The organism is Amycolatopsis sp. (genome assembly GCF_035276945.1).
Classification (GTDB): Bacteria; Actinomycetota; Actinomycetes; order Mycobacteriales; family Pseudonocardiaceae; genus Amycolatopsis_E.
The window spans coordinates 38,692-58,225 of sequence record NZ_DATELF010000078.1; the positions used below are offsets into that span (position 1 = coordinate 38,692).

Consider the following 19,534-nt stretch of genomic DNA (forward strand, 5'->3'; position numbering starts at 1 on the left):
GCAGCGGCCTGCGGCCTTTGATACCTTTGCTGGCATCTCCTGCCTGGCTGGTGCATACCCGATCATTTCTTACAAGGGATGGGGTGTGGACTACGCACGCGGCCGCGCAGTTGACGTTTACCTCGACGTCACAAGCCCGCCCACCCTCGCGGTGAACCCCCTGGCCATGACAACCGTCACCGCCGACGGCAACGGCGCGTGGAGTACCCCGACGTACAGTGATCTCTCGCTGGCAGCTGGAACCTACGGCCTGCATGTCGTCGCGTACTCCACCTCTAGCCACGCGCTCCTCGGGGAGACTTATACAGTAGTAGTTGCACCTACTAGTCTTGGGGCAAGTCGTTCGAGTTGCCGGGGTGGCGCAGCCCGCGCTACCTTACTGTACAACCCGAACGACTTGCCCCCAGGAAGGTGCTTATCGAATGCCTGGCGACGTCTGAAAAAATCCGGCACTAAACCCCACAAGAATCTGGGAAGATTCGCGCGACGTCCGCAACGAGCTGTCGTTCATTGTTCACGGTAGCACACCGGCGGACCGGGTTGACTTTCTTCGCGAGCTCCTGGCCGTCGGCGAACTAGGTCTGAATGATTCACAACATCGGGAATCGTCGACTTTTCTTAATAGGCGAGGGCATTCGGATTCGTTCCGCTAATCGAGTTTGATGGGGAAACCTGTAGGTTGACGCCCGGTGTCATCGCTCCGCTGCGTAAGGTTTTCTCTTCGTCGTACACCCCTGGCGATTGACCAACGCATCGACCAAGGCGACAACCCGGAGCTGGCGGTCCCGCTGCACTACAACGCCGAGCAGGTCCTGGATCAGCTCGGCGCTACCCCTCGTCCTCGGGTAGCAGGTGCCGCAGGAACCTCTCCGGCGCGGCCAGGAAGTCCCGTGTGAGCCGCACCGGCAACGCCTGGTCATACTCGACTCGCTCGATCTCGCCAGCTTCGGCGATCTCGTAGATCGTGGCACCGGGCAGGGCGAGCAGGATCGGCGAGTGGGTGGCCACCACGATCTGGCACCCCAGCTCGGCCAGCTCGGCCAGCCGGGCGAGTACCGCCATGCAGCCGCGTACCGACAGTGCCGCCTCCGGCTCGTCCAGCAGGTACAGCCCGTTGGGCCCGAACCGGTGGTCACTAGATCCACGAACGACTCGCCGTGGGAGCGTTCGTGCGGCGAGACACCTCCGTAGGCGGGCAGCAGCGGCGAGCCGGGGTCCCGGTCCAGACGTTCGACCTCGGATGCGACGTTGTAGTACGACTCGGCACGCGGAAAGAACCCGGTCCGCGGCTTGCGCGTGCCCCAGGCCAGGACCAGGTGGTCACCGAGCGATGATTCGGTGGCGCGGGTGGCGAACCGGAAGTTCTGGGACCCACCCTCTGGGTTGAACCCGGCCGCCACTGCGATCGCCTCGATGAGGGTCGACTTGCCGGTGCCGTTCTCGCCGACCAAAAACGTCACTCCCGACGCAACGGCGAGCCCGCCCGACCGCTCCAGGCAGGCCACGGCGGGCAAGGTGAACGGGTAACGACGCTCGGTACGTTCGTGGCGAGCCGGACCCGCTGGATGAAGCCGCCGGCCGCGGTCCGGGTTCGGGCGCGGGTCATCGGGTGGCCGCCTTCCAGGGCGGCAGCGGCTCGTCGTACTTGCCGAGATCCGACAGCGGCGGGGTGTCGGCGGGCAGTCTCTCGGCCAGGTCGCCCGTCCCGGCGGAGCCGCCCACGCCCTGGCGGGCCCGGCGACGGTCCAGCACCCGGTAGACCGCGGGCCGGGAGACGTTGAACAGTTCGGCCAACTCCACCACGGTGTGCTTGCCCGCCTCGTGGAGCTCGACCAGGTGCGCCTGCTGCCGGGCCGACAGCTTGGGCTGCTTGCCCTTCAGCTTGCCTTTCGCCTTGGCGATGGCCATGCCCTCGCGGGTACGCATGCGCAGCAGATCGACCTCGAACTCGGCGAAGGTGGCCAGGATGTTGAAGAACATCTTGCCCATCGGGTCGGTCGGGTCGTACACCTTGCCGCCCAGCGACAGACTCACGCCGCGCGCCGCGAGGGAGTCGCCGATCTCGCGGGCGTCCGGGACCGACCGGGCCAGCCGGTCCAACTTCGGCACCACCAACGTGTCCCCACCGCGCACGGCAGCCAACGCCTCGCGCAGGCCGGGCCGGTCCCGCTTCGTGCCTGTCAGCCCATGGTCGAGATAGACCCGGTCCGTCGCGACGCCGAGTCCGAGCAGAATCTCCCGCTGCGCGGCGAGGTCCTGCTTGTCGGTGGAGCAGCGTGCGTAGCCGATGAGGATGCCCACTCCCGCCTCCCGTGTCACGGTTAACACCCCTGTACGTTACATTATCACCGTACACCCTTAACGTGACACGATCGGCTCAGATCGCGACCCCCGGCGCGGAACGGCTGATCTTGTCCGGTGAAGGATCTCCTAACGGACACGCCTCAACCAGCTACAACACCTCCAACGGCACCTGGCCGCAGTTTCGGGAGTGCTGGGCTTTGGGAGGAAGCGAGCACCCAGCCGACGACCCCGGCAGACCTCGACGACGACGATGACGAGTCCGACGACGAACTGGAATGGACCTCGCTGCACTGGTCGCCAGTATCATGCCGTGACCTGTGGTTTAGCGGGTGTTGTGCCTCACCGCGTCAAGGTCCACCCTCGGCGTGCGCATGCGGCGTGATGGCGGTACCTCGGATGACACAGGGCAGATGGTGACGCGTGGGGTGTCCGGCGGGGGTCCGATACGTGACACATCGCCCGAAGGTACCGTCATCGAAGGTACAGACAGGCGCAAGATCGTCTGGTGGTCGACAGACCGGGACCAAGCAGGTATCACTGCGCACATGACGACTTCGGACTCGACCGACGCGCTGACCTCCCTGGCGCCGATCCTGGCCGGCACCACCGGTGACTGGGCGGCTACCGCCGGCCGTGTCACCTACCCGTCCCGAGCCCAGGTGCTCGCGCTCGGTGTCTCGTTGTCCCGGCCCGTGCCCGGGCACATCATCGAGTTCGGCACCTGGGAGGGCGCCTCGACCAGAGTGATCCGCGACGAGCTGTGGCAGAGCCGGATCTGGGACCGTGGGCAGCGCGGCAAACGGATCTACGCCTGTGACTCCTTCCAGGGGCTGGCCGAGAACTACGAGCACCTGAAGAAGGGGACTTTCGCCACGGAAGTGCCGAAGCTGCGGGGCGTGCGGATCGTCAACGGCTTCTTCGAGGACACGCTCACCGACCGCTTGGCCAGGGAGATCGGCCGGATCAGCTTCGCACATCTCGACGCCGACCTGTACAGCTCGACGCTGACGGCGCTGAACTGGATGACGCCGCTACTGCAGCCGGGCAGCGTCCTGTTGTTCGACGAACTGATCGGCGAGGACCCCGCCGAGGCCCGCGCGTTGCTGGAGTGGCAACGGGACAGCGGGGTCGAGCTCGCCATGCTCGCACTGTTCGGCCGTGAGCCGAGCGGCAAGGGCGACATGACCGACCGGCGTGCCCTGTTCCAGGTGATCGGCGACAAGAAGATCACCAAAGCGCCGCCGTTGTTCCCGGTCAGGTTGCGGCGCCGGCTTGCCGCGAAGTGGTGACGGCCTGCGACGCCTGAGGTTCCGCGACCCGCACCGCCACGCGAACCACTTTCAAACTCCCTAGTGAAGGAAGCGGCCGCCGTCGATGACGAGGGTTTGGCCGGTGATGGCGGGCGACGTGGCGAGGTTGAGGATGGTGGTGGCGACTTCGGTGGGGTGGACGATGCGGTGGAGGGCGGTGGCGGAGACGAGGGCGTCGAGGGTGTGCGGGTCGAGGGACTCGGTCATGGCGGAGGCGACCGGGCCGGGGGCGACGCAGTTGACGCGAATGCCTTGCGGGCCGAGGGACCGGGCGGCGGAGCGGGTGAGGCCGATGACGGCGGCCTTGTTGGCCGCGTAGTGGGGGCCGAAGGAGCCGCCGGTGAGGGCGGCGACGCTGGAAAGGTTGACGACGCTGCCGCCCGCCTTCTCGAGGGGCTTGAGGAGTTCGCGGAGGACGAAGAAGGGGACGTCCACATTGAGACGCCGGCAGGCGTGCCACTCGTCGTCGGTGATGTCGGCGAAGCGCGTGGGGCGGGCGCCGCCGACGCTGTTCACCAGCAGGTCGACGCCGGTCCAATGTAGAGGGATCGATTCGGCCAGTGCGCGGGGGGCGCCGGGTTCGGTGAGGTCGAGTTGGACGGGGATGAGGTTTCCGGTCCGCACGTTGATGTCGCTGAGGCGATCCTTGCGGGTACGGTACTGCGCGAGGACTTCCGCGCCGCGTTCGAGGCAGGCGGCGACGACGGCGGCGCCGATGTCGCCAGAGGCGCCGGTGACGACGACATGGTTCAGGTGGGTGCTCATGTTTCCCTCAGCACGGTCTTGGGTTCGAGCAGGAAGTCGGTGAGGCTGCCGTCGTGCGGCAACCCCGGGGCGGTGGTCCACGGGGGCACGGCGCCGTGCACGACCTTGCGGACGGTGGGTTCGGGCAGGGCCTCGCGGGACTGCCCGAGAATGTTGAGCACCAGGCTGTTCCGCAGCGGGGCGAGGCCGTCGCCGGGTTGCCAGGGCGCCACGATCACGAACGGCAGCGGGAGTTCCACGTCGGGCACGGCCACTCCGGCGGGTGCGCCGAGAACGACCGGCCGGGCGACCAGCGAGCCGTCGGACGAGGTGGCGAACGGGTCGGCGGCGTACCCGCTGTGGTCGACCATGCCACCGGCCAGCAAATTTCCGAGTTGCTCGCGGACGGCCTCGGCGACGGCGGTGGGCACCGCGGGGAGCACCGCGTCCGGGTCGGTGACCGGGTGGACGGGGATGGCACCGAGGCGGGCGGCGAGGGCGGTGGCCAGGGTGTCGTCGCCGGTGCGGATGACGGAAGTGTTGGTACAGCGCACTCCCCCGTCACCGGCGACGGCGCTGGCGAGATGGTCGATCACGGCGCCGGTCGCCGGCACGTCGACGAGTGCCTTGCTGTATCCGGGGCCGCGGACCAGCACGGCAGGATGACCCCTCCACCGGCGGGCGGCGGCCGGACCTCCGTAGACGATGGCCCGGTCGGCGGTGCGGACCAGGAGGTCGGCGGTGCCGTGGTCGCTGGGCAGCAGCGCCAGCCGGTCCGCCGGCAGCCCGGCCTTGACGAGGGCGGCGGAGAGCCGGGCCGGGGTGAACGGGTCGGCGGAACCGGGTCGCACCAGCACCCGGTAACCGGCGGCCAGCCCGCGAACCCAGGTGAGGTGGGGCTCCGGATGGTTGCTCGGACAGATGACCGTGAGCAGCCGGCCACGGGGAACCCACCGCACTGCCGCCTCGACGCCGGGCGCGATCACAACCGGGGAGACAGCCGGCGGGCCCACCGTGTCCATATAGGACAATTCCGCGGAAACATGGCCCAGTGCCCGTCGGTAAACACCGACCGGGACGCCGCTGGCCGACGCGGCCCGGGCGCAGTACTCGTCCGGGGTTTCGTCATCGAGCGTCGCGGTGGCGAACAACCGGCCCGCCTCGGTGAACACGCCGGCGGGAACCGGAGCGTCGTCAGCGCGGGCGATGCGGCGCAGCGCGAGCTGAACCAGCAGCGGCGGCGCCGTGTGCACGACCGCGACGGGCTGCCCCGTGACACCGGTCAGCACCTGGTGATCGGCGCTGTCCAGCGGTTCGGCGCCGACGGTCGGGCGGACAACGGGCAGGTCCATCAGTACACGCCTTCGATCACGGTGCGGGAGCCACCGCGGTAGGGCTGGATGTCGGCCAGTTCCACGCCGGCTCCGTCCTCCGGCCGCAGCCGCACGGCGGTGTCGCGCTCGGCGACGTTGGGCAGGAACATGTCCTCGCTGAGCAGGTGGACGAGCACCCGGCCGCGCTCACCGTGGGGCACCCGCTCACCGGTGTCCGGGTCGATCACCTCGACCTGGGCGTTGGGCCAGTAGGGCCGGAACACGCACCGATACGCGTCACCCGGGCGGCGAACGCGTTGCGGCGCGATGCCCATCAGGCTGTTGCCGTAGATGCCGGCCACCGCGGCGTCGGCGAAGAACTCCTCCTCGACCAGCTTCAGCGAGGTGGGGCCGATGCTGGTGCCGCTCCAGATCAGGCCGCGCACGCTTTCGGTCAGCCGCTCGTACAGATCGGTTCGCGCGATCAACGCCTCGAGGATCGGCGGGGTGATGAACAGGACGCTGATCTTCTGGTTCACCACGATCTGATCGACCTGGTCCAAGACGTGGTCGACGTACTCCGCGACGAGGTCCGGGCGCTCGGTCGCGACGAGACGCTTCACCCACCTCGGGTCGACGTCGATGGTGAAGCACAAGGAGTTCCTGAGCTCGGCGAGCCGGCGCACCGAGCGGCCGACGATGTGCGGCCCGGTCGGCCCGACATGCAGCCAGTCGCCCCGCTCCGGGAATCCGTGTTCCCGCAGAACCTCGCTCACCCATTCCACATTGGATAGTCGCGATTCGTGCTCGACGATGCGTTTGGGCCTGCCCATGGTGCCGCCCGACTCGTACACCGCGTAGGGGCGATCGGCGCGGCCGCGCGGAATCAGCCGACCGACCGGAACGGTGCGCAGTTCCTCGCTGAGATCGGGGAAACGGCGCAGGTCGGCCAGGTCACGGACGTCCGTGCGAGGGTCGAAGCCGAGCGAGCCCGCCCGGTCCAGCCAGAAGGGCGCGCCGGTCGCCGGGTCGAAGTGCCACTCCATCATGCGCCGGATGTGCGCCTCCAGGGCGGCCCGGCTGTTCGAAACGGCGATGGCGGTCATGCGGTCACCAGCCTTTCCGCGCCGGCGCGCATGGCGTTGCCCACCATTTGGATCCCGTGCTCGGTGAACAGCGACTCCGGGTGGAACTGCACACCCTCGATGGGCAAGCTGCGATGCCGGACACCCATGATCTCCCCGGTGTCCGACCAGGCGGTCGCGACCAGCTCGGCCGGCAGCGTGCCGGCGTCGATCACCAGGGAGTGGTAGCGGGCGACCGTCATCGGGCTCGGCAACTCAGCGAAGACACCTTCACCGTCATGCGTGATCTCCGAGCACTTTCCGTGCATCGGCTCGGCGGCGTGCCGGACCCGGGCGTCGAAGGCGGCGCCGATCGCTTGATGGCCAAGGCAAACCCCGAAGATGGGGATGCCGCCACCCAGCCGTCGCACCACCTCGACGGAGATCCCCGCGCTGGCCGGGTCGCCGGGTCCCGGCGAGATGATGATCAGCTCCGGGTCGAGGCCGGCGACCTGTTCGACGGTCACCTCGTCGTTGCGGTGCACCACGCAGTCCGCGCCGAGCTTTCCCACGTACTGCACGATGTTGTAGACGAACGAGTCGTAGTTGTCGATGACGACGATCACGCGGCGGCTCCTTCCACCGTAACGCCGAGCGCGCGGGCGCCCGAACCGAGTTTCGCGAGGCATTCGGCGTACTCTGCGGACGGTTCCGAGTCGTACACGAGGCCGCCGCCCGCCTGCAGGCGGATTTCCCCGTCGCACAGCACCATGCTGCGGATGGTCAAATAAAGGTCCACATGGGACAGTCCGAACGAGCCGACGGCACCGGAGTACAGCCAGCGCCGGGCGGGCTCGAGGTCGTCGATGATCTCCATCGCGCGCACCTTGGGCGTGCCGGTCATGGTGCCCGCCGGGAACGTCGCCCTGATCAGCTCGTCGATCCTGCGGTCACCGCGGATCCGGCCCCGCACGTCGGAGGTGAGGTGCATCACGTGGGAGTAGCGTTCGACCGCCATGAGCCGGTCGACGGACACGCTGCCCGGCCGGCACACCCGCCCGAGGTCGTTGCGGGCGAGGTCGACGAGCATTTGGTGCTCGGCCATCTCCTTGACCGACGACCGCAGATCGTCCTCGGCGAGCTGGTCGGCGCGGCTGTCCCGCCCGCGCGGCCGGGTGCCGGCCAAGGGGCGGATCAGCGCCCTGCCGTCGGAGACGGTCAGGCAGGGTTCCGGCGACGCGCCGACGACCTCGAACCCCGGCCCGGTGTACCAGAAGTGGTACGGGGACGGGTTGATCGCGATCAGCCGCTCGTAGACGCCCAGACCGTCCACTGTGGCCGGTGCGGACCAGGCGATGGACAGCACGAGCTGGAACACGTCGCCGTCGAGGATGTGCCGCTTCGCCCGGTGCACCGCGGCGACGTACTCGTCGTAGCCGAAGCTGAACCGGCCGGCACCGACCCGGAGCGCGCCCGGCGGCACCGGGGTGAACCCGTTGAGAGTTCTGGCGATCCGTTCGGCCGTGGTGCGCGCGGCGGCGGCGGAGCCGCCCCGGCCGATCACGTACCCGCGCCCGCCGGTGAGCTGAATCAGCGCCTCGGGCAGGAAGAACTCGTACACGGGCCGGCCGGTCGCCGGGTGACGGCTGGGCAGCCGCTCGAAGTCGCGCGCCGCGTCGTAGCCGAGCAGCCCGTACCAGGCCGCCTCCCCGGGCGTGACGTCCGCGGGCAGGTCAAGTCCGGCAAGGAAATCCACGGCGTCGGCCAGCGGCGCCCGACCCGCGCCACCCGGGTGTGACAGGACCGCGAGCTCACCGACGGCAAGCGTCGCGGTGCGACCGCCGGAACCGGCGGTGAGCATGACCCGCCCGGCGGTGCGCAGCGCCGTGGCGGCCGCCACCGGGTCGACCGCCGTCGGCAGCGGTACCGCGTGGCGGTACAGCCGCGATCCGTTGGAAAGTGGTGAGGTGATCGTCATCGCCTACCGTCCACCAGACTCGACGGCACCCGGAACTGGGTCCGCTCGTGGTCGCCGACGGTTTTGCCCATCGCGTACCGGAATGCGGCGAGCTGGATGGCCCGGGGCGGGCAACCCTCGATGAAGATCCCGAGATCGCGGCTCTCGTACAGGCAGTTGCCGACGAGGACCACGACCCCGCGCAGCGGCGGCATCTCCACCTGCGGGCCGGAAATCACCGTCATCTCACCGTCCCAGGCCCGCAGTTCCCCGGCCAGCGCCCGCATCGCACCGGCCACGAACCGGCCGCACGCCGGGCACGCGTGCTCGGCGTGGACGTGGATGCCGGCGCGTGGCGGGACGATCTCGACCGGCGCCTTCACCATGTCGAAGGCCAGTTCCTCCAGCGGGGTGCCGAGCAGGTCGATGTCCTCGAGCGAGAGCGGACCCATGCCACGCTCGTGCGCGTCGCACAGGTAGGCCACGCTGTCCGGGTCGAACCCGGCCAGCGCACCGACCGCGACGTCGAGGGCGACGGCGTTCCTGCTGGCGGCCAGGAAACCGACCGAACGCGCCTGCCCGTCCATCGGGTAGTTGCCCTCGATCACCGTGGTCCCGTCGCAGACCACCAGATCCTGCGGGCGCATCAGGTTGAGGTCCACAGTGGACTCGTCCACCCCGGCCATGTGCACGATGCGCGTCGTGTAGCCGGGCAGCAACCCGACCAGGTTCTTCATCGCGTTGGAGTAGACGACGCTGGCGTGCGTGCGCAGTTGCGGCACCCCGATGAAATAGTCGCAGTCGAGGATCAGCTCGGGCACGGCGATCGGCACCCGCAGCGACGTCGCCCCCGGAATGCCGGTGATCCGCAGCGGCAGGTCGTCGAAACTGACGATGCGTGCGTAATGCGCGGCCGCGTGGTCCCGCAGGATCTCGTAGATCGCGTGGGTGCGCTCGGCGATCACCGGCTTCGCCCCGTGCTCGGCGACCGCACGGGCGATGCCCGCCAGCAGCGCCGGGCTCACGTGGAATCCGGGCCGTGTCTGGAACAGGTTGGGCTTGATCAGCACCTGCGCGCCGGGACGCAGGCCGGCCAGTGGCGCGCCGAGGAGGTCGAGCAGCCGGTGCAGCGCGTCCGGCACCGCGGCGTCATCCGCCACGGGCCCGAGTGCCACCGAATGCCGCGACGCCGTCTCAGGTGCCATCGGTCTCCTCCATCGCGATGACCCGTGCCGGTGCCGCTTCGGCACCGGCGACCTTGATCGGCAGGGCGAGCAGCCGCACGACCGGCTTGGTCAGCTCGTGCATGTTGGTGATGTACTCCAGCAGGGGAATCCCGGCCGCGAGCAGCGCGTGGTGCACGGGGGACGCGGCGTCGCCCGGCCGCTCGGTGAGGCAGTCCAGCCCGAACAACCGGGCGCCGTTGTCGATGGCCCACTCCGCGGCCGACGGGGTCAGGTAGGGCGGGCGGTCCCAGTAGTCGGCCCGGCCCCAGTTGTGCCGCAGGTAGTCGGTGCGGACCAGCAACCGGTCGCCCTCCTGCCACACCGGCCGCAGTACCTGTTCCAGGTCCTCACCGGTGACCGGTTCCAGTTCGCCCTTGTGCGACAGGTCGGCGACACAGGCGCGGCCGATCAGGGTGTCCAGCGGGACCTCGTCAATGCCCTCGGCCCCGGGGAAGAAGTGCAGCCGGTACTCCATGTGCGTGCCGTTGTGCGGAAACACGTGCAGGTAGGAAAACGTGCGTTTGGTGCCGTACGGATCGGTTTCCGGGGTCATCGCCCGTTGGCTGGCGAACTTCGGATACCAGTCCGCCGGGTAGGATGGCATTCCGTCATAGAAGCCATGGGTCAGGTCGACAAGCCGAGCCAATGCTCTTCTCCCTCTCAGTAGTTCGGGGACTTCCGCAGCAGTTCCTTGCGGTTCACGATTTCCGGCTGGTAGACCCGTTCGTGCCACACTTCCCTGGCGACCGGTTCGAGCGCGACCGACACCACCCCCTCGTCCAGATCGAACGCGCGGGCCACGGCGCTGCTGACGGCGGCCACCAGTTCCGATTCCCGCTCAGCGGAAAGCGGCGCCGGAAAATGCTTGATATTGACGTGTGGCATCACGACTCCCCGTTCTGTCGACGATTGCCGAGGCATTGCCGGATCACCTGGGCGAGTTCGTCGGCCCCCGGCTCCCGGAGCATGCCGTAGTGATCCGCGCCGAGGTGCCGCACGAGCGGCGCGTCCACCGCGTAACCATCGCTGCTTTCGATGAACGAGTAGTCGTCCCCGCGCGCCTTGATGATCGTCACGGGTGCGGCGATCCGGCGCATCGCGAGTTCCGAGAACGTGTATCCGAACGAGTACGTCAGCCGCACGATCGCCACGATCCGGCGCACCAGCTCGACGCCGAGGTCCGGATATCTGTCGCTGATGAAGGACGCGAAGCTCGCCTCGTCCGTGGCGGTCGCCAGGCATTCCCGCAACGCGGGATCGGTGATGCCGCCCGCGAAAATCGAGAACAGAATGGTCACGTAAACCGGGTTGTCGAAGGCCGCCCGGCCGGGGTCGGCGGCACCGGCCGCGGGCACCTCGGGGGCGCCGGGCGCGATCAGGAACAGGTGGTCCACCCGCTCCCCCGCCCGCTCGAGCTGGTAGGCCGCCTCGAACGCCGGCCGCGCCCCGAACGAGTAACCCCACAGCGTGTACGGACCGCCGGGCCGCAGCCGGCGGATCAGTTCCACATCGGCCGCGGCCATCTCGCCGATGGTCGCGTACGGGGTCTCCCCCTCGTTGATGCCGTAGGCCTGCACGCCGTACAGCGGGCGGTCGAGCCCCAGCCGGCCGGCGAGCGGCCGCAGGTTCATCGGGTAGCCGCCGAGGCCGGGCCAGCAGAAGACCGGCTCCCGCGACCCACCGGTCAGCCGCACGAGCCGCGACCTGGCGATGCCCGCGCCGGCCACGGTTTCCGCGAGCAGGCCGATCGTGGGGTGCTCGAACAGCACCTGGGCCGGCAGCGAGGTCCGGAACTCGCGGTTGAGCCGGTTGACGAGCCCGACCGCGATCAGCGAGTTGCCGCCCGCGGCGAAGAAGTCGTCGTGCACGGACACCTCGGGCCGCTTCAGCGCCGCCTTCCAGATCTCGGCGATCCGGCGCTCGACGGGCGTACGCGGCGGAACCTGTGGCCGGGCCGCGGTCGCCGGCGCGACCTCCCTCGCCTTCAATGCCCGCACGTCCACCTTTCCGTTGGGGGTGCGGGGAAGCTCGTCCAGCACGACGACCCGGTTCGGGACCATGTAGCGCGGCAGGGTGGCGACGAGATCATCCCGCACCATTTCCGCCGGCCCGTTCATGTGGACCGTGTCCTCCTTCATGCCCTCGCTCCGCCACTGCTCGGCGCTCACCTTGCCGCCGAGGAAGAAATACGAGGCGCCCTCCGCACCGAGCACGCTCGCGATCCGCCGCGCCGATGGCAGCCCGGCGCCGGTCTCGGAGCTGTAGCCGGCGGACATGAAGCCCAGCCGCAAGTCGTTCATGGACAGTTTCTGCAGCACCCGGCCGAGGTCGGTGTAGGCGCGCCAGCCCCTGGTCCGGGTGACCGCCGAGATCCCGAAACCGGCCCGGTCGTAGACCTGCTGGTTGATCGCGATGACGTGATGCCGCTCGACGAGCTGGTCGCTGACCCTGACCAGGCGTCCGTCCCGGTAGTGGTACTGCCCGGCCGCCAGATCCGCGACGCGGCCGGGATGGCTCTGCACGTAGAGATCGACGCCGCCGGTGGTGTCCGCTCGCCCGGCGCCCGGCACGATGTCGAACGTGCCGAGGAGACAGTCCTCTTTCGCACAGCGGAGATCCTTTGTAGACAATCCGCTCGCGCCGGTGACGACGTCCAGCCCGTGCGCGGGCAGGATCTCCTCGAGCAGGCCGATCAGGTGGCCCGCCTCGATCTGCAGGACCTCCCGGATGTTGTTGCGGTACACCGGTTCGATCGCGCGCCTGCGGCCGACGAGATGCAGCCGCAGCCCGGTGTTCCCGGCGTGCTCGTTGATCAGCGCGAGCTGGTGACGAGCCGGATGGTAGTAGTAGCAACCCGGCCGCAGTCCAGCGACGCCGTGGATCTCGAGGTACAGCTGGGTCGCGTACAGCGCGCCGGGCGAGGCGTAGGCATACTTCGGCAGCAGCCGTTCCTCGCTGACGTGCGCGCCGAGATTCCGCAGCAGGTGGCCGAGATCGGTCAGGGTCAGCGTGCGCGGATCGCGGGCCGGGGTGGCGGCCGGGGCCGTGCCGGCGAGCAGTCGTTCGAGATCGGCCCGGCGCACCTCGCCGCCCTCGAAGAACCGGTATGTCTTGCGGGAGAAGGCAAGCCGGCGCTGCTCGGGCGTCGCGTCCCGGCCGGGTAGATCAACGATGGCCGCGCCGGCCAGCTCCTCGGCGTCCCGGCAGCCCGGGTTCGCCAGTTGCGCCCGGACCTGCAGCCGGTTCTCCTTCGACCGGTGGTGGGCGCCGTGGTTGCCCTGGTCCATCAGCGCGGCCTGCCTGGGGCTCAGCTCGACGAACGCCACCAGTTCACCGGGATCCCCGCTCACCACAACGGACGCGGCCGCCACCCAGGGGTGGTTCTCGATCACCAGTCGGATCTCGTCCAGCTCGACGCGGTAGCCGCGCAGCTTGACCTGGTTGTCCGTCCGGCCGACGAACTCGACCGTTCCGTCGGCGTTGCGGCGCACCAGATCGCCCGTGCGGAACAACCGGGGATGGCGTGCGGCGTCGGCGAGCGGGTTGGCGATGAACCGTTCCGCGGTCAGCTCCGGGCGGCCGAGGTAGCCGCGCGCCACCAGGACACCGCCGATGTGCAGCTCGCCGACCCCACCGTCGGCCACCGGTGCGCCCGTGGTGTCGAGCACGTGGTAGACGGTGCCGTCCACCGGGCGGCCGATGGAGATGGCCGCCGGGCCGCCGTCGACGCTCGCCCGGTCGACGGTGTGGGCCGAGGTGTTGATCGTGCACTCGGTCGGCCCGTACAGGTTGACCAGCTCGCATTCGGGCAGCGCGGCGAGCAGTTGCCGGGCGAGGCTTCTGGTCAGCACCTCACCGCCGCTGAACACCTGGGTCAGCGACTTGCACCGGGGGAACTCGTCGTGGTCCACCAAAGCCTGTAACAGGGTCGGCACGCACTGCAGGGTCGTCACGTTGTGCTCGATCACGGTTTCGATCAGCCGGTCCGGGTCGCGGTACACCTCGGGATCGCCCATGACCACGGTACTTCCGCAGGCCGGCGCCAGGATTTCCCACTGCGCGGCGTCGAAGCTCATCGGCGTCTTCTGCAGCACCGTCTTGTCCTGCCCGAGGTGCCCCGCCCGCTGAAGCCAGCGCAGCTGGCTGACGATGGTGCGGTGCTCGATCATCACGCCCTTGGGCGCTCCGGTGCTGCCCGAGGTGTAGATGACGTAGGCCAGCTCGCGCGGAGCCGGGCTCGGGACGGGATTTCCTTGTGCCGCCCGCGCTTCGGCGACCGTGACGATCGTGACGCCAGGCGGCACCAGCGCGGCCAGCCGCGCCCGCAGGTGCTGCTGGGTGAGGATGATCCGGACCCCGGCGTCGGTGATCATGTACCGCACCCGGTCGTCCGGGTACTCCGGGGACAGCGGCAGGTACGCGCCTCTCGCCCGCACGATTCCCCACGCGCCGACCATCAGATCGGTGGACGCCTCGACGAACAGGCCGACCCGGTCGTCCGGCGCGACACTGAGCCCCAGCAGGTGACCGGCCACCCGCCGGGCGCGGTCGGCGAGCCCGGCGAAGGTCAGCCGTTCGGAACCGGAGATCACCGCGGTGGCCTTCGGGCGAGCTTGTGCCTGCATGTCAAGGAGATCGGTCAGAGTGGCGTCGCCGGGTGCCCCGCTGTCGGGTGTGTCGTCGTCGGTGCCGTCGAGGACGAGCCCGGCGAGGAACCACTCCTCCACCTGTCGCAGCCGGTTCTCGCAGGTGCGCCGGTCCGGCCCGGCCACGATGGCCATCACCATGAAGTCGCCGGAATGCCGGGCCGCCGCCATGCTCTGTCCGGAGTGGACGAACACCCGGAACTTCTCGACCCACTCGAACGGCGGTGGCCCGTCCGGGACCGTGACCACGCGGCCGGGGCGCTTCATCAGGACGAGCTGGCCGGCCATCCGCGCCGGCCGCAACCGGTAGCCCCGCAGCCGCTCCGGCAGCGGAAGGCCGAGCTGTGCCCGGACGACGGTTTCGCTGGGGTCGAAGCCGAACAGCAGGTGCTGGGTATCGCGCACCCCGGCGCCCCCGGCCCTGGCGGCGATCTCGCAGAGCAGCAGGCGGTCGTCCGGCGTGTGGAAGATCTCCGCGTGGAAGGCGAAGTCCTCGTCGCCCGGGAGGGCGTCGAGCAGCCGCTCGGTGTACTCGATCAGCCGGCCGGTCAGCGGATCGTCCCGGTCGAGAGTGAGGTCGAGCCGCCCGCCGCGGTCGGTGGCGAAGGTGGCCAGCGCGTACTGGTACTGCGAGGGCCACACGGCGACGATCCGGCCGTCGAGCACCAAACCGTCCACATGGCACATCCGGCCGGGCACGAAGGACTCGACGAGCAGGTTGGGGTGGTGCGGACCGTACAGGTCGAACCCGTTGTCCAGGAAGTCGTCGAGGTCCTCACTCGTGCGCAGGGTACGCACGCCGACCGAGCTGGCACTGTCCCTCGGCTTGAGCACGACCGGAAGCCCGTGCTCGGCCACGAAACCCACGAGGTCGGTCGCGCATTCCACGTCCCGGTACGGCGGTACCGCGAGCCCGGCCGCCGCGGCGAGGTCCTTCATCACCAGCTTGTCGCGGAACGGAATCAGCGCGTCCAGGCGCGGGCCGGGCAGCCCGGCGATCTCGCGGAGCTGCGCGGCGCGCTCGAGGTCCAGTTCGTTGCACGCGACCAGGTGCCGGATGCCGTGCCGCTCGGCCAACTCCAGGCAGCGCGCCTCGATCTGGCCGCTGACGTCGTAGCCCCGCACCGCCTCGGCGTGCGCGTAGTCGCCGGTGCCGGTCGGCAGGTCCTCGCCGACCAGGTCGAGGAACTCGCGGCCGGCCAGCAGCAGCACGTCGCCGTCGTAGTCGGCCAGCCAGCTTCGGTAGGGCGCGCCGGCCACCGAGCCCAGCCGGTGCAGTACCAGAACGGTCATTCAGACCACCCGCGCCAGTGCCGGGAGCTGACCCACCTGGGCCCGCACGACCGCGCACAGCAGGAAGTCCGCGCCCGGCGTCGCCGGCGTCGGATCGCAACTGATCGTCTCGACAAGCCATTCCCCCTCGTCAGAAGACACCGCCTCGACGTGATGCGGCCACCCGGCCATGGCGTCCACAGCGGACAGTGCACCGCCCGCGAGCTCGGTGAACGTGTGCGCATCCGGGTACTTGTCCATCGCGCGGGCTCGGTCACCGTCGAGGGCGAACACGCCCCGGTGCCGCTCCCCCGCCACCACCGGCTCGGCCATCAGGCTCGGCATCACTTCCTGGTTGGCCGGCAGCCCGCCCTCGGTGAACGCGCGCAGTTCGTCTCTGTCGTGCAGCACGACGACGGTGGGCCAGCCGGCGACCCGACGGGAGCGGATGCGCAGGGGACAGCCCCACCTGTGCGCGTACCAGTACAGGTCGACCGCCCGCCGCACCCGACCGCGCGGGAGCGACGGCACACCGGCGTCCGCAAGCAGTCCGGCGGCGCGCACCCCGTCGACGAGCCCGATCGCGGTGTCGCGGCCCGGGCCGGGCAGCCCGAGATGGTCGCGCAGGCCGCCCGCCCTGATCTGGTCGAGCACACCGACCGCCACGATCGCGGTGAGGTCGGTCCTCTCGGCGATGTCGAGTACCGCGGTCTCGACCCGAGCCGACGTCTCGTAGTCCACAATGGATAGAACGTCCGCGTATCCGGCACCGGCCGCCGTCGCCGGACCCGTCACCAGGACGAGGTCGGTCGCCACACCGGCAAGCCACTCCGGGTACGGCGGCAGTGAGCGGCCCGGCGGATGCAGAATCACCACGGTCATGCTGTTTCCTCCGCGAGTTCGCACGCGACGGTGTCTTGGTGGGCTTCCGCCAGCGGCTCGATCTCCACCGTCAGCCCGTCGCGGACCGCTTCCTCGCAGAGTTTGACGGCGGTGTCGGCGTCCCCGGCCTCGACGGCGACCATGCCGAGGCGGTCCCAGTTGTCGTGCACGGGTGGCACGATCTGACCCACCTGGGCGGTGATCGCCACGGTCACCACGTCCGGCCGCGCGGCCAACTCGGCGACGCCGTCCAGCCGGGAAATCCGGCCTGGCCCGGCCACCACCGCACGGGCCGCGGCGGCGCCGCGCGGCGCCGGGCGGGCGGTGATCTCCGGCACCAGCCCGAACGGCCAGCCGAGCGTGTACGCGCCGAGGTCGACCCCGTAGACGCGCTGAACCAGTTCGGGGATATGGCCGCCACCCGGCCGGTTGTGCGACTCGATGATCAGCGGTCCGCGCTGGCTCAGCCGCAGCTCGGTGTGTGCCGGCCCATCCCTGATTCCCACAAGGTCAAGGAACTCGGCGGTCGCGGCCACGATCCGCGCCTCGTCGACGGGGTTGAGCCGAGCCGGCATGGCGTGCCCGAGCTCGCAGAAGTGGCCGGGGTCGACGAGTTTCTCGGTGATCGCGATGACCTGGTGCCGCCCGGCGAAGCTGAACGACTCCACGCTGAACTCGGGACCGCCGATGTACTCCTCCATGAAGAAGTCCCGTGCCTGGTACAGCGTGGTGCCCTTGTCGAGCCTTCCCCGCCGCCGCAACCGCTCGACCGTCGCCCATACCCGCTCGGCGTCGGCCGGGCCGCGCACCAGTTGGATACCGAACCCGGCGCCGAGATCGACCGGCTTGACCACGAACGGATATCCGTGGTCGGCGCCGAACGGCAGCAGGTCAGCCCGCCCGGTCAGCGCTCGCGCGGCCACCGCGGGCGCACCGTTGGCCGCCAGGTGCTCGCGCATCGCCAGCTTGTCGCGCAGCAGGCTGGTCGCGTGATGTCCGGTGCCGCCGAGGCCGAACAGGTCGTTGGCGCGTCCCGCGGCCGTCAAACCGGTCTCGGTCAACGAGATCGCGGCGCTGAACCGCCAGATCCGGTGCGCGGCCTCGATCAGCGGCCCGGCGACCGACTCGTCGGTGAAGTCGGCGACCAGCGTGACGTCGGCCAGCCCGGCCTGTGCTCCCTCGAGCTTGTCCCGGTGCTGCACCAGAATCACGTCCAGACCGAGATCCTTGGCCTTGCGCACCGTCTCCGCCGTGTGGCCGATCAGCAGCACCGTCCACTCCGGACGCATTGGCTCGCCGCGTACCGGCCGGACCGCGTTGACGAACGTCACGACACCTCCCCACTACCGGTGCCCGATTGGTCGACACCGCAACCTGGTAACACCGAGCATCCGCCGGCGGGCTATCGAATGTGTCTTCGCGCTACATCGGCATGCTCAGCACATGAATACACACGTGGAACGGGTGTTCCTGTTGGCGCTCAAGGAAATCACCGTGGTACCACCGGGCGGTACCGCGCGCGCCAGCGCACCGGCGAAACCGGCGGGGGTCAGGTAGGCACCCCATAGCGTGGACCACCCGGCACACTCACCGGTCTCCGGATCCACCATGAGCTCGATGCTCGGGCGCATCTCCTGCTGGACAAGGCAGCCCGCGGCCGCCCCCCGGGTCACCGCGTCCCGCCAGGTGTGGTCGTCCGTCTCGCGCCCGATCACCACACCTTGACCGCCGAACAACCCGGTCGGTTTGAGCACCAACTGTTCCCGGCGTTCGAGGCAGTCCTCGATGAGGGCGGCGTCGGTGGCCACACCCGGCTTGCCGAGCATACGGCTCCACGGCAACACCCGGTCGATCACCGCACGCTCCCCGGCGGAGAAGACCGAGCCGTCCCCGGCGAACTCGGAGAGCATCGCCAGCGTTCCCTTGTTGCCGAACAGGTTGCTCGTCATCGGCGTCCACAGCACCACGGTGCCTTCCTCGTGAGCGCGGAACACCGGCTCCAGCAGGGCATCGCCGTCCCGGTGCGCGAGCATCTCCTCGAGCGCGAAGTAGCGCAGGATCACGTCGATCGGGGTGCCGTCGAGGCGCGGCTTACCCCGATGGAACTCGAGGTCGCCGATCTCGCCGACCCGGCAGCCGAGCCCGTGCCCGCCGAGCTGATCCGCGAGCGCGCGCCGCTGATGGCTGTAGGCGGCCATCCCGCCCGGGCCCTCAAGGATCGCCACCACCGGTTCACCGGAGGCGACGGCCTGTCCCGCGGTCCGCAGCGTTTCGGCGATGTCCCTGCCGGTGTCGTGGAACCGAAGCCCGTGCGCGGTGGCGAACTCCGCGAACGCCGGGACCCGCAGCAGCGCCCTGGGCAGGGTACCGACCACGTCCAGGCTGCCGACCGCGCTGCCGATGTTGAACTCGAGGAGCCGGAACGTCGTGCCGTCGTGGTACATGTCGGAGCGGCCGTACATCGGCGGGGCGGTGTCGCCGAGCCGCCGCATGAGCCTGACCCGCCGCTCGTCGATCCGCAAGGCCGCGCAGAAACGTTCGAGATCGCCGTCGAAGCAGCGTTGCGGCAGTTCGGTCACCAGCCGGAAAATCCGGGCCAGGTCGCTGCCGAACGCCCGCAGCTCCGCCTCCTCGGCGATCAGCGGGCGGGGCAGCAGCCGCCACACCTTCAGCTGTGCGGCGGGGACATCCACCTCCCCGCAGACGTCGCGCAGGCGGCCACCCCGCGCGGCGCATTCGGCGATGTAGGCTTCAGTGACCCGATTCGCGGTGGCCTGCATGAGAATTCGCTCCCCAAACTCGAATGTGCGCGGAAA

At 69.6% G+C, this 19,534-nt stretch carries 14 protein-coding genes and 1 pseudogene; 1 reads left to right on the plus strand and 14 read right to left on the minus strand.

The window, feature by feature from the left end; genetic code table 11:
* Positions 1 to 828: 828 nt before the first annotated feature.
* Complete coding sequence (locus VJT49_RS13595; RefSeq protein WP_324165191.1) at positions 829 to 1,062, minus strand: hypothetical protein; 234 nt, start codon at positions 1,060 to 1,062, stop codon at positions 829 to 831.
* A 678-nt stretch (positions 1,063 to 1,740) separates the two neighbouring features.
* A pseudogene (locus tag VJT49_RS13600) lies at positions 1,741 to 2,295 on the minus strand (recombinase family protein); the annotation flags it as partial.
* 554 nt (positions 2,296 to 2,849) lie between these two features.
* Here VJT49_RS13600 and VJT49_RS13605 point away from each other — a divergent pair.
* Positions 2,850 to 3,593, plus strand: coding sequence for a TylF/MycF/NovP-related O-methyltransferase (locus VJT49_RS13605; protein ID WP_324165149.1), 744 nt, complete (start codon positions 2,850 to 2,852; stop codon positions 3,591 to 3,593).
* A 60-nt stretch (positions 3,594 to 3,653) separates the two neighbouring features.
* Here VJT49_RS13605 and VJT49_RS13610 read toward each other — a convergent pair whose 3' ends face one another.
* The 12 genes from VJT49_RS13610 to VJT49_RS13665 all read right to left on the minus strand — a co-directional run bounded on the left by VJT49_RS13610 (position 3,654) and on the right by VJT49_RS13665 (position 19,498).
* Positions 3,654 to 4,379 (minus strand): SDR family NAD(P)-dependent oxidoreductase, encoded by a 726-nt coding sequence (locus VJT49_RS13610; protein ID WP_324165150.1) that lies wholly within the window; start codon positions 4,377 to 4,379, stop codon positions 3,654 to 3,656.
* Positions 4,376 to 5,710 (minus strand): aldehyde dehydrogenase family protein, encoded by a 1,335-nt coding sequence (locus tag VJT49_RS13615; protein WP_324165151.1) that lies wholly within the window; start codon positions 5,708 to 5,710, stop codon positions 4,376 to 4,378. Before VJT49_RS13615 ends, VJT49_RS13610 begins: the two co-directional genes overlap by 4 nt.
* Positions 5,710 to 6,777, minus strand: coding sequence for an AMP-binding protein (locus VJT49_RS13620; RefSeq protein WP_324165152.1), 1,068 nt, complete (start codon positions 6,775 to 6,777; stop codon positions 5,710 to 5,712). Before VJT49_RS13620 ends, VJT49_RS13615 begins: the two co-directional genes overlap by 1 nt.
* Positions 6,774 to 7,361, minus strand: coding sequence for an aminodeoxychorismate/anthranilate synthase component II (locus tag VJT49_RS13625; RefSeq protein ID WP_324165153.1), 588 nt, complete (start codon positions 7,359 to 7,361; stop codon positions 6,774 to 6,776). Before VJT49_RS13625 ends, VJT49_RS13620 begins: the two co-directional genes overlap by 4 nt.
* The gene (locus tag VJT49_RS13630) at positions 7,358 to 8,713 is read right to left on the minus strand and encodes an anthranilate synthase component I family protein (protein WP_324165154.1); all 1,356 of its coding nucleotides are present in this window, start codon (positions 8,711 to 8,713) and stop codon (positions 7,358 to 7,360) included. The genes VJT49_RS13625 and VJT49_RS13630 overlap by 4 nt, the downstream gene beginning before the upstream one ends.
* On the minus strand, positions 8,710 to 9,897 hold the full coding sequence (locus VJT49_RS13635) for a DUF362 domain-containing protein (protein WP_324165155.1): 1,188 nt from the start codon (positions 9,895 to 9,897) through the stop codon (positions 8,710 to 8,712). The genes VJT49_RS13630 and VJT49_RS13635 overlap by 4 nt, the downstream gene beginning before the upstream one ends.
* Positions 9,887 to 10,564 (minus strand): cyclase family protein, encoded by a 678-nt coding sequence (locus VJT49_RS13640; RefSeq protein WP_324165156.1) that lies wholly within the window; start codon positions 10,562 to 10,564, stop codon positions 9,887 to 9,889. The genes VJT49_RS13635 and VJT49_RS13640 overlap by 11 nt, the downstream gene beginning before the upstream one ends.
* 14 nt (positions 10,565 to 10,578) lie before the next feature.
* Complete coding sequence (locus VJT49_RS13645) at positions 10,579 to 10,803, minus strand: tautomerase family protein (protein ID WP_324165157.1); 225 nt, start codon at positions 10,801 to 10,803, stop codon at positions 10,579 to 10,581.
* Positions 10,803 to 15,857 (minus strand): amino acid adenylation domain-containing protein, encoded by a 5,055-nt coding sequence (locus tag VJT49_RS13650; protein ID WP_324165158.1) that lies wholly within the window; start codon positions 15,855 to 15,857, stop codon positions 10,803 to 10,805. Before VJT49_RS13650 ends, VJT49_RS13645 begins: the two co-directional genes overlap by 1 nt.
* Complete coding sequence (locus tag VJT49_RS13655; RefSeq protein WP_324165159.1) at positions 15,858 to 16,718, minus strand: hypothetical protein; 861 nt, start codon at positions 16,716 to 16,718, stop codon at positions 15,858 to 15,860.
* Complete coding sequence (locus VJT49_RS13660) at positions 16,715 to 18,049, minus strand: ATP-grasp domain-containing protein (protein WP_324165160.1); 1,335 nt, start codon at positions 18,047 to 18,049, stop codon at positions 16,715 to 16,717. Before VJT49_RS13660 ends, VJT49_RS13655 begins: the two co-directional genes overlap by 4 nt.
* A 105-nt stretch (positions 18,050 to 18,154) precedes the next feature.
* Positions 18,155 to 19,498 carry a hypothetical protein gene (locus VJT49_RS13665; protein WP_324165161.1) on the minus strand — a complete coding sequence of 448 codons (1,344 nt, stop codon included), beginning with the start codon at positions 19,496 to 19,498 and terminating at the stop codon, positions 18,155 to 18,157.
* Positions 19,499 to 19,534 lie beyond the last annotated feature (36 nt).

Coding starts and splice junctions, on each gene's coding strand:
- VJT49_RS13595 (WP_324165191.1), bottom strand. CDS start 1,062: ATGGCGGTACTCGCCCGGCTGGCCGAGCTGGCCGAGCTGGGGTGCCAG.
- VJT49_RS13605 (WP_324165149.1), top strand. CDS start 2,850: ATGACGACTTCGGACTCGACCGACGCGCTGACCTCCCTGGCGCCGATC.
- VJT49_RS13610 (WP_324165150.1), bottom strand. CDS start 4,379: ATGAGCACCCACCTGAACCATGTCGTCGTCACCGGCGCCTCTGGCGAC.
- VJT49_RS13615 (WP_324165151.1), bottom strand. CDS start 5,710: ATGGACCTGCCCGTTGTCCGCCCGACCGTCGGCGCCGAACCGCTGGAC.
- VJT49_RS13620 (WP_324165152.1), bottom strand. CDS start 6,777: ATGACCGCCATCGCCGTTTCGAACAGCCGGGCCGCCCTGGAGGCGCAC.
- VJT49_RS13630 (WP_324165154.1), bottom strand. CDS start 8,713: ATGACGATCACCTCACCACTTTCCAACGGATCGCGGCTGTACCGCCAC.
- VJT49_RS13635 (WP_324165155.1), bottom strand. CDS start 9,897: ATGGCACCTGAGACGGCGTCGCGGCATTCGGTGGCACTCGGGCCCGTG.
- VJT49_RS13645 (WP_324165157.1), bottom strand. CDS start 10,803: ATGCCACACGTCAATATCAAGCATTTTCCGGCGCCGCTTTCCGCTGAG.
- VJT49_RS13650 (WP_324165158.1), bottom strand. CDS start 15,857: ATGACCGTTCTGGTACTGCACCGGCTGGGCTCGGTGGCCGGCGCGCCC.
- VJT49_RS13655 (WP_324165159.1), bottom strand. CDS start 16,718: ATGACCGTGGTGATTCTGCATCCGCCGGGCCGCTCACTGCCGCCGTAC.
- VJT49_RS13665 (WP_324165161.1), bottom strand. CDS start 19,498: ATGCAGGCCACCGCGAATCGGGTCACTGAAGCCTACATCGCCGAATGC.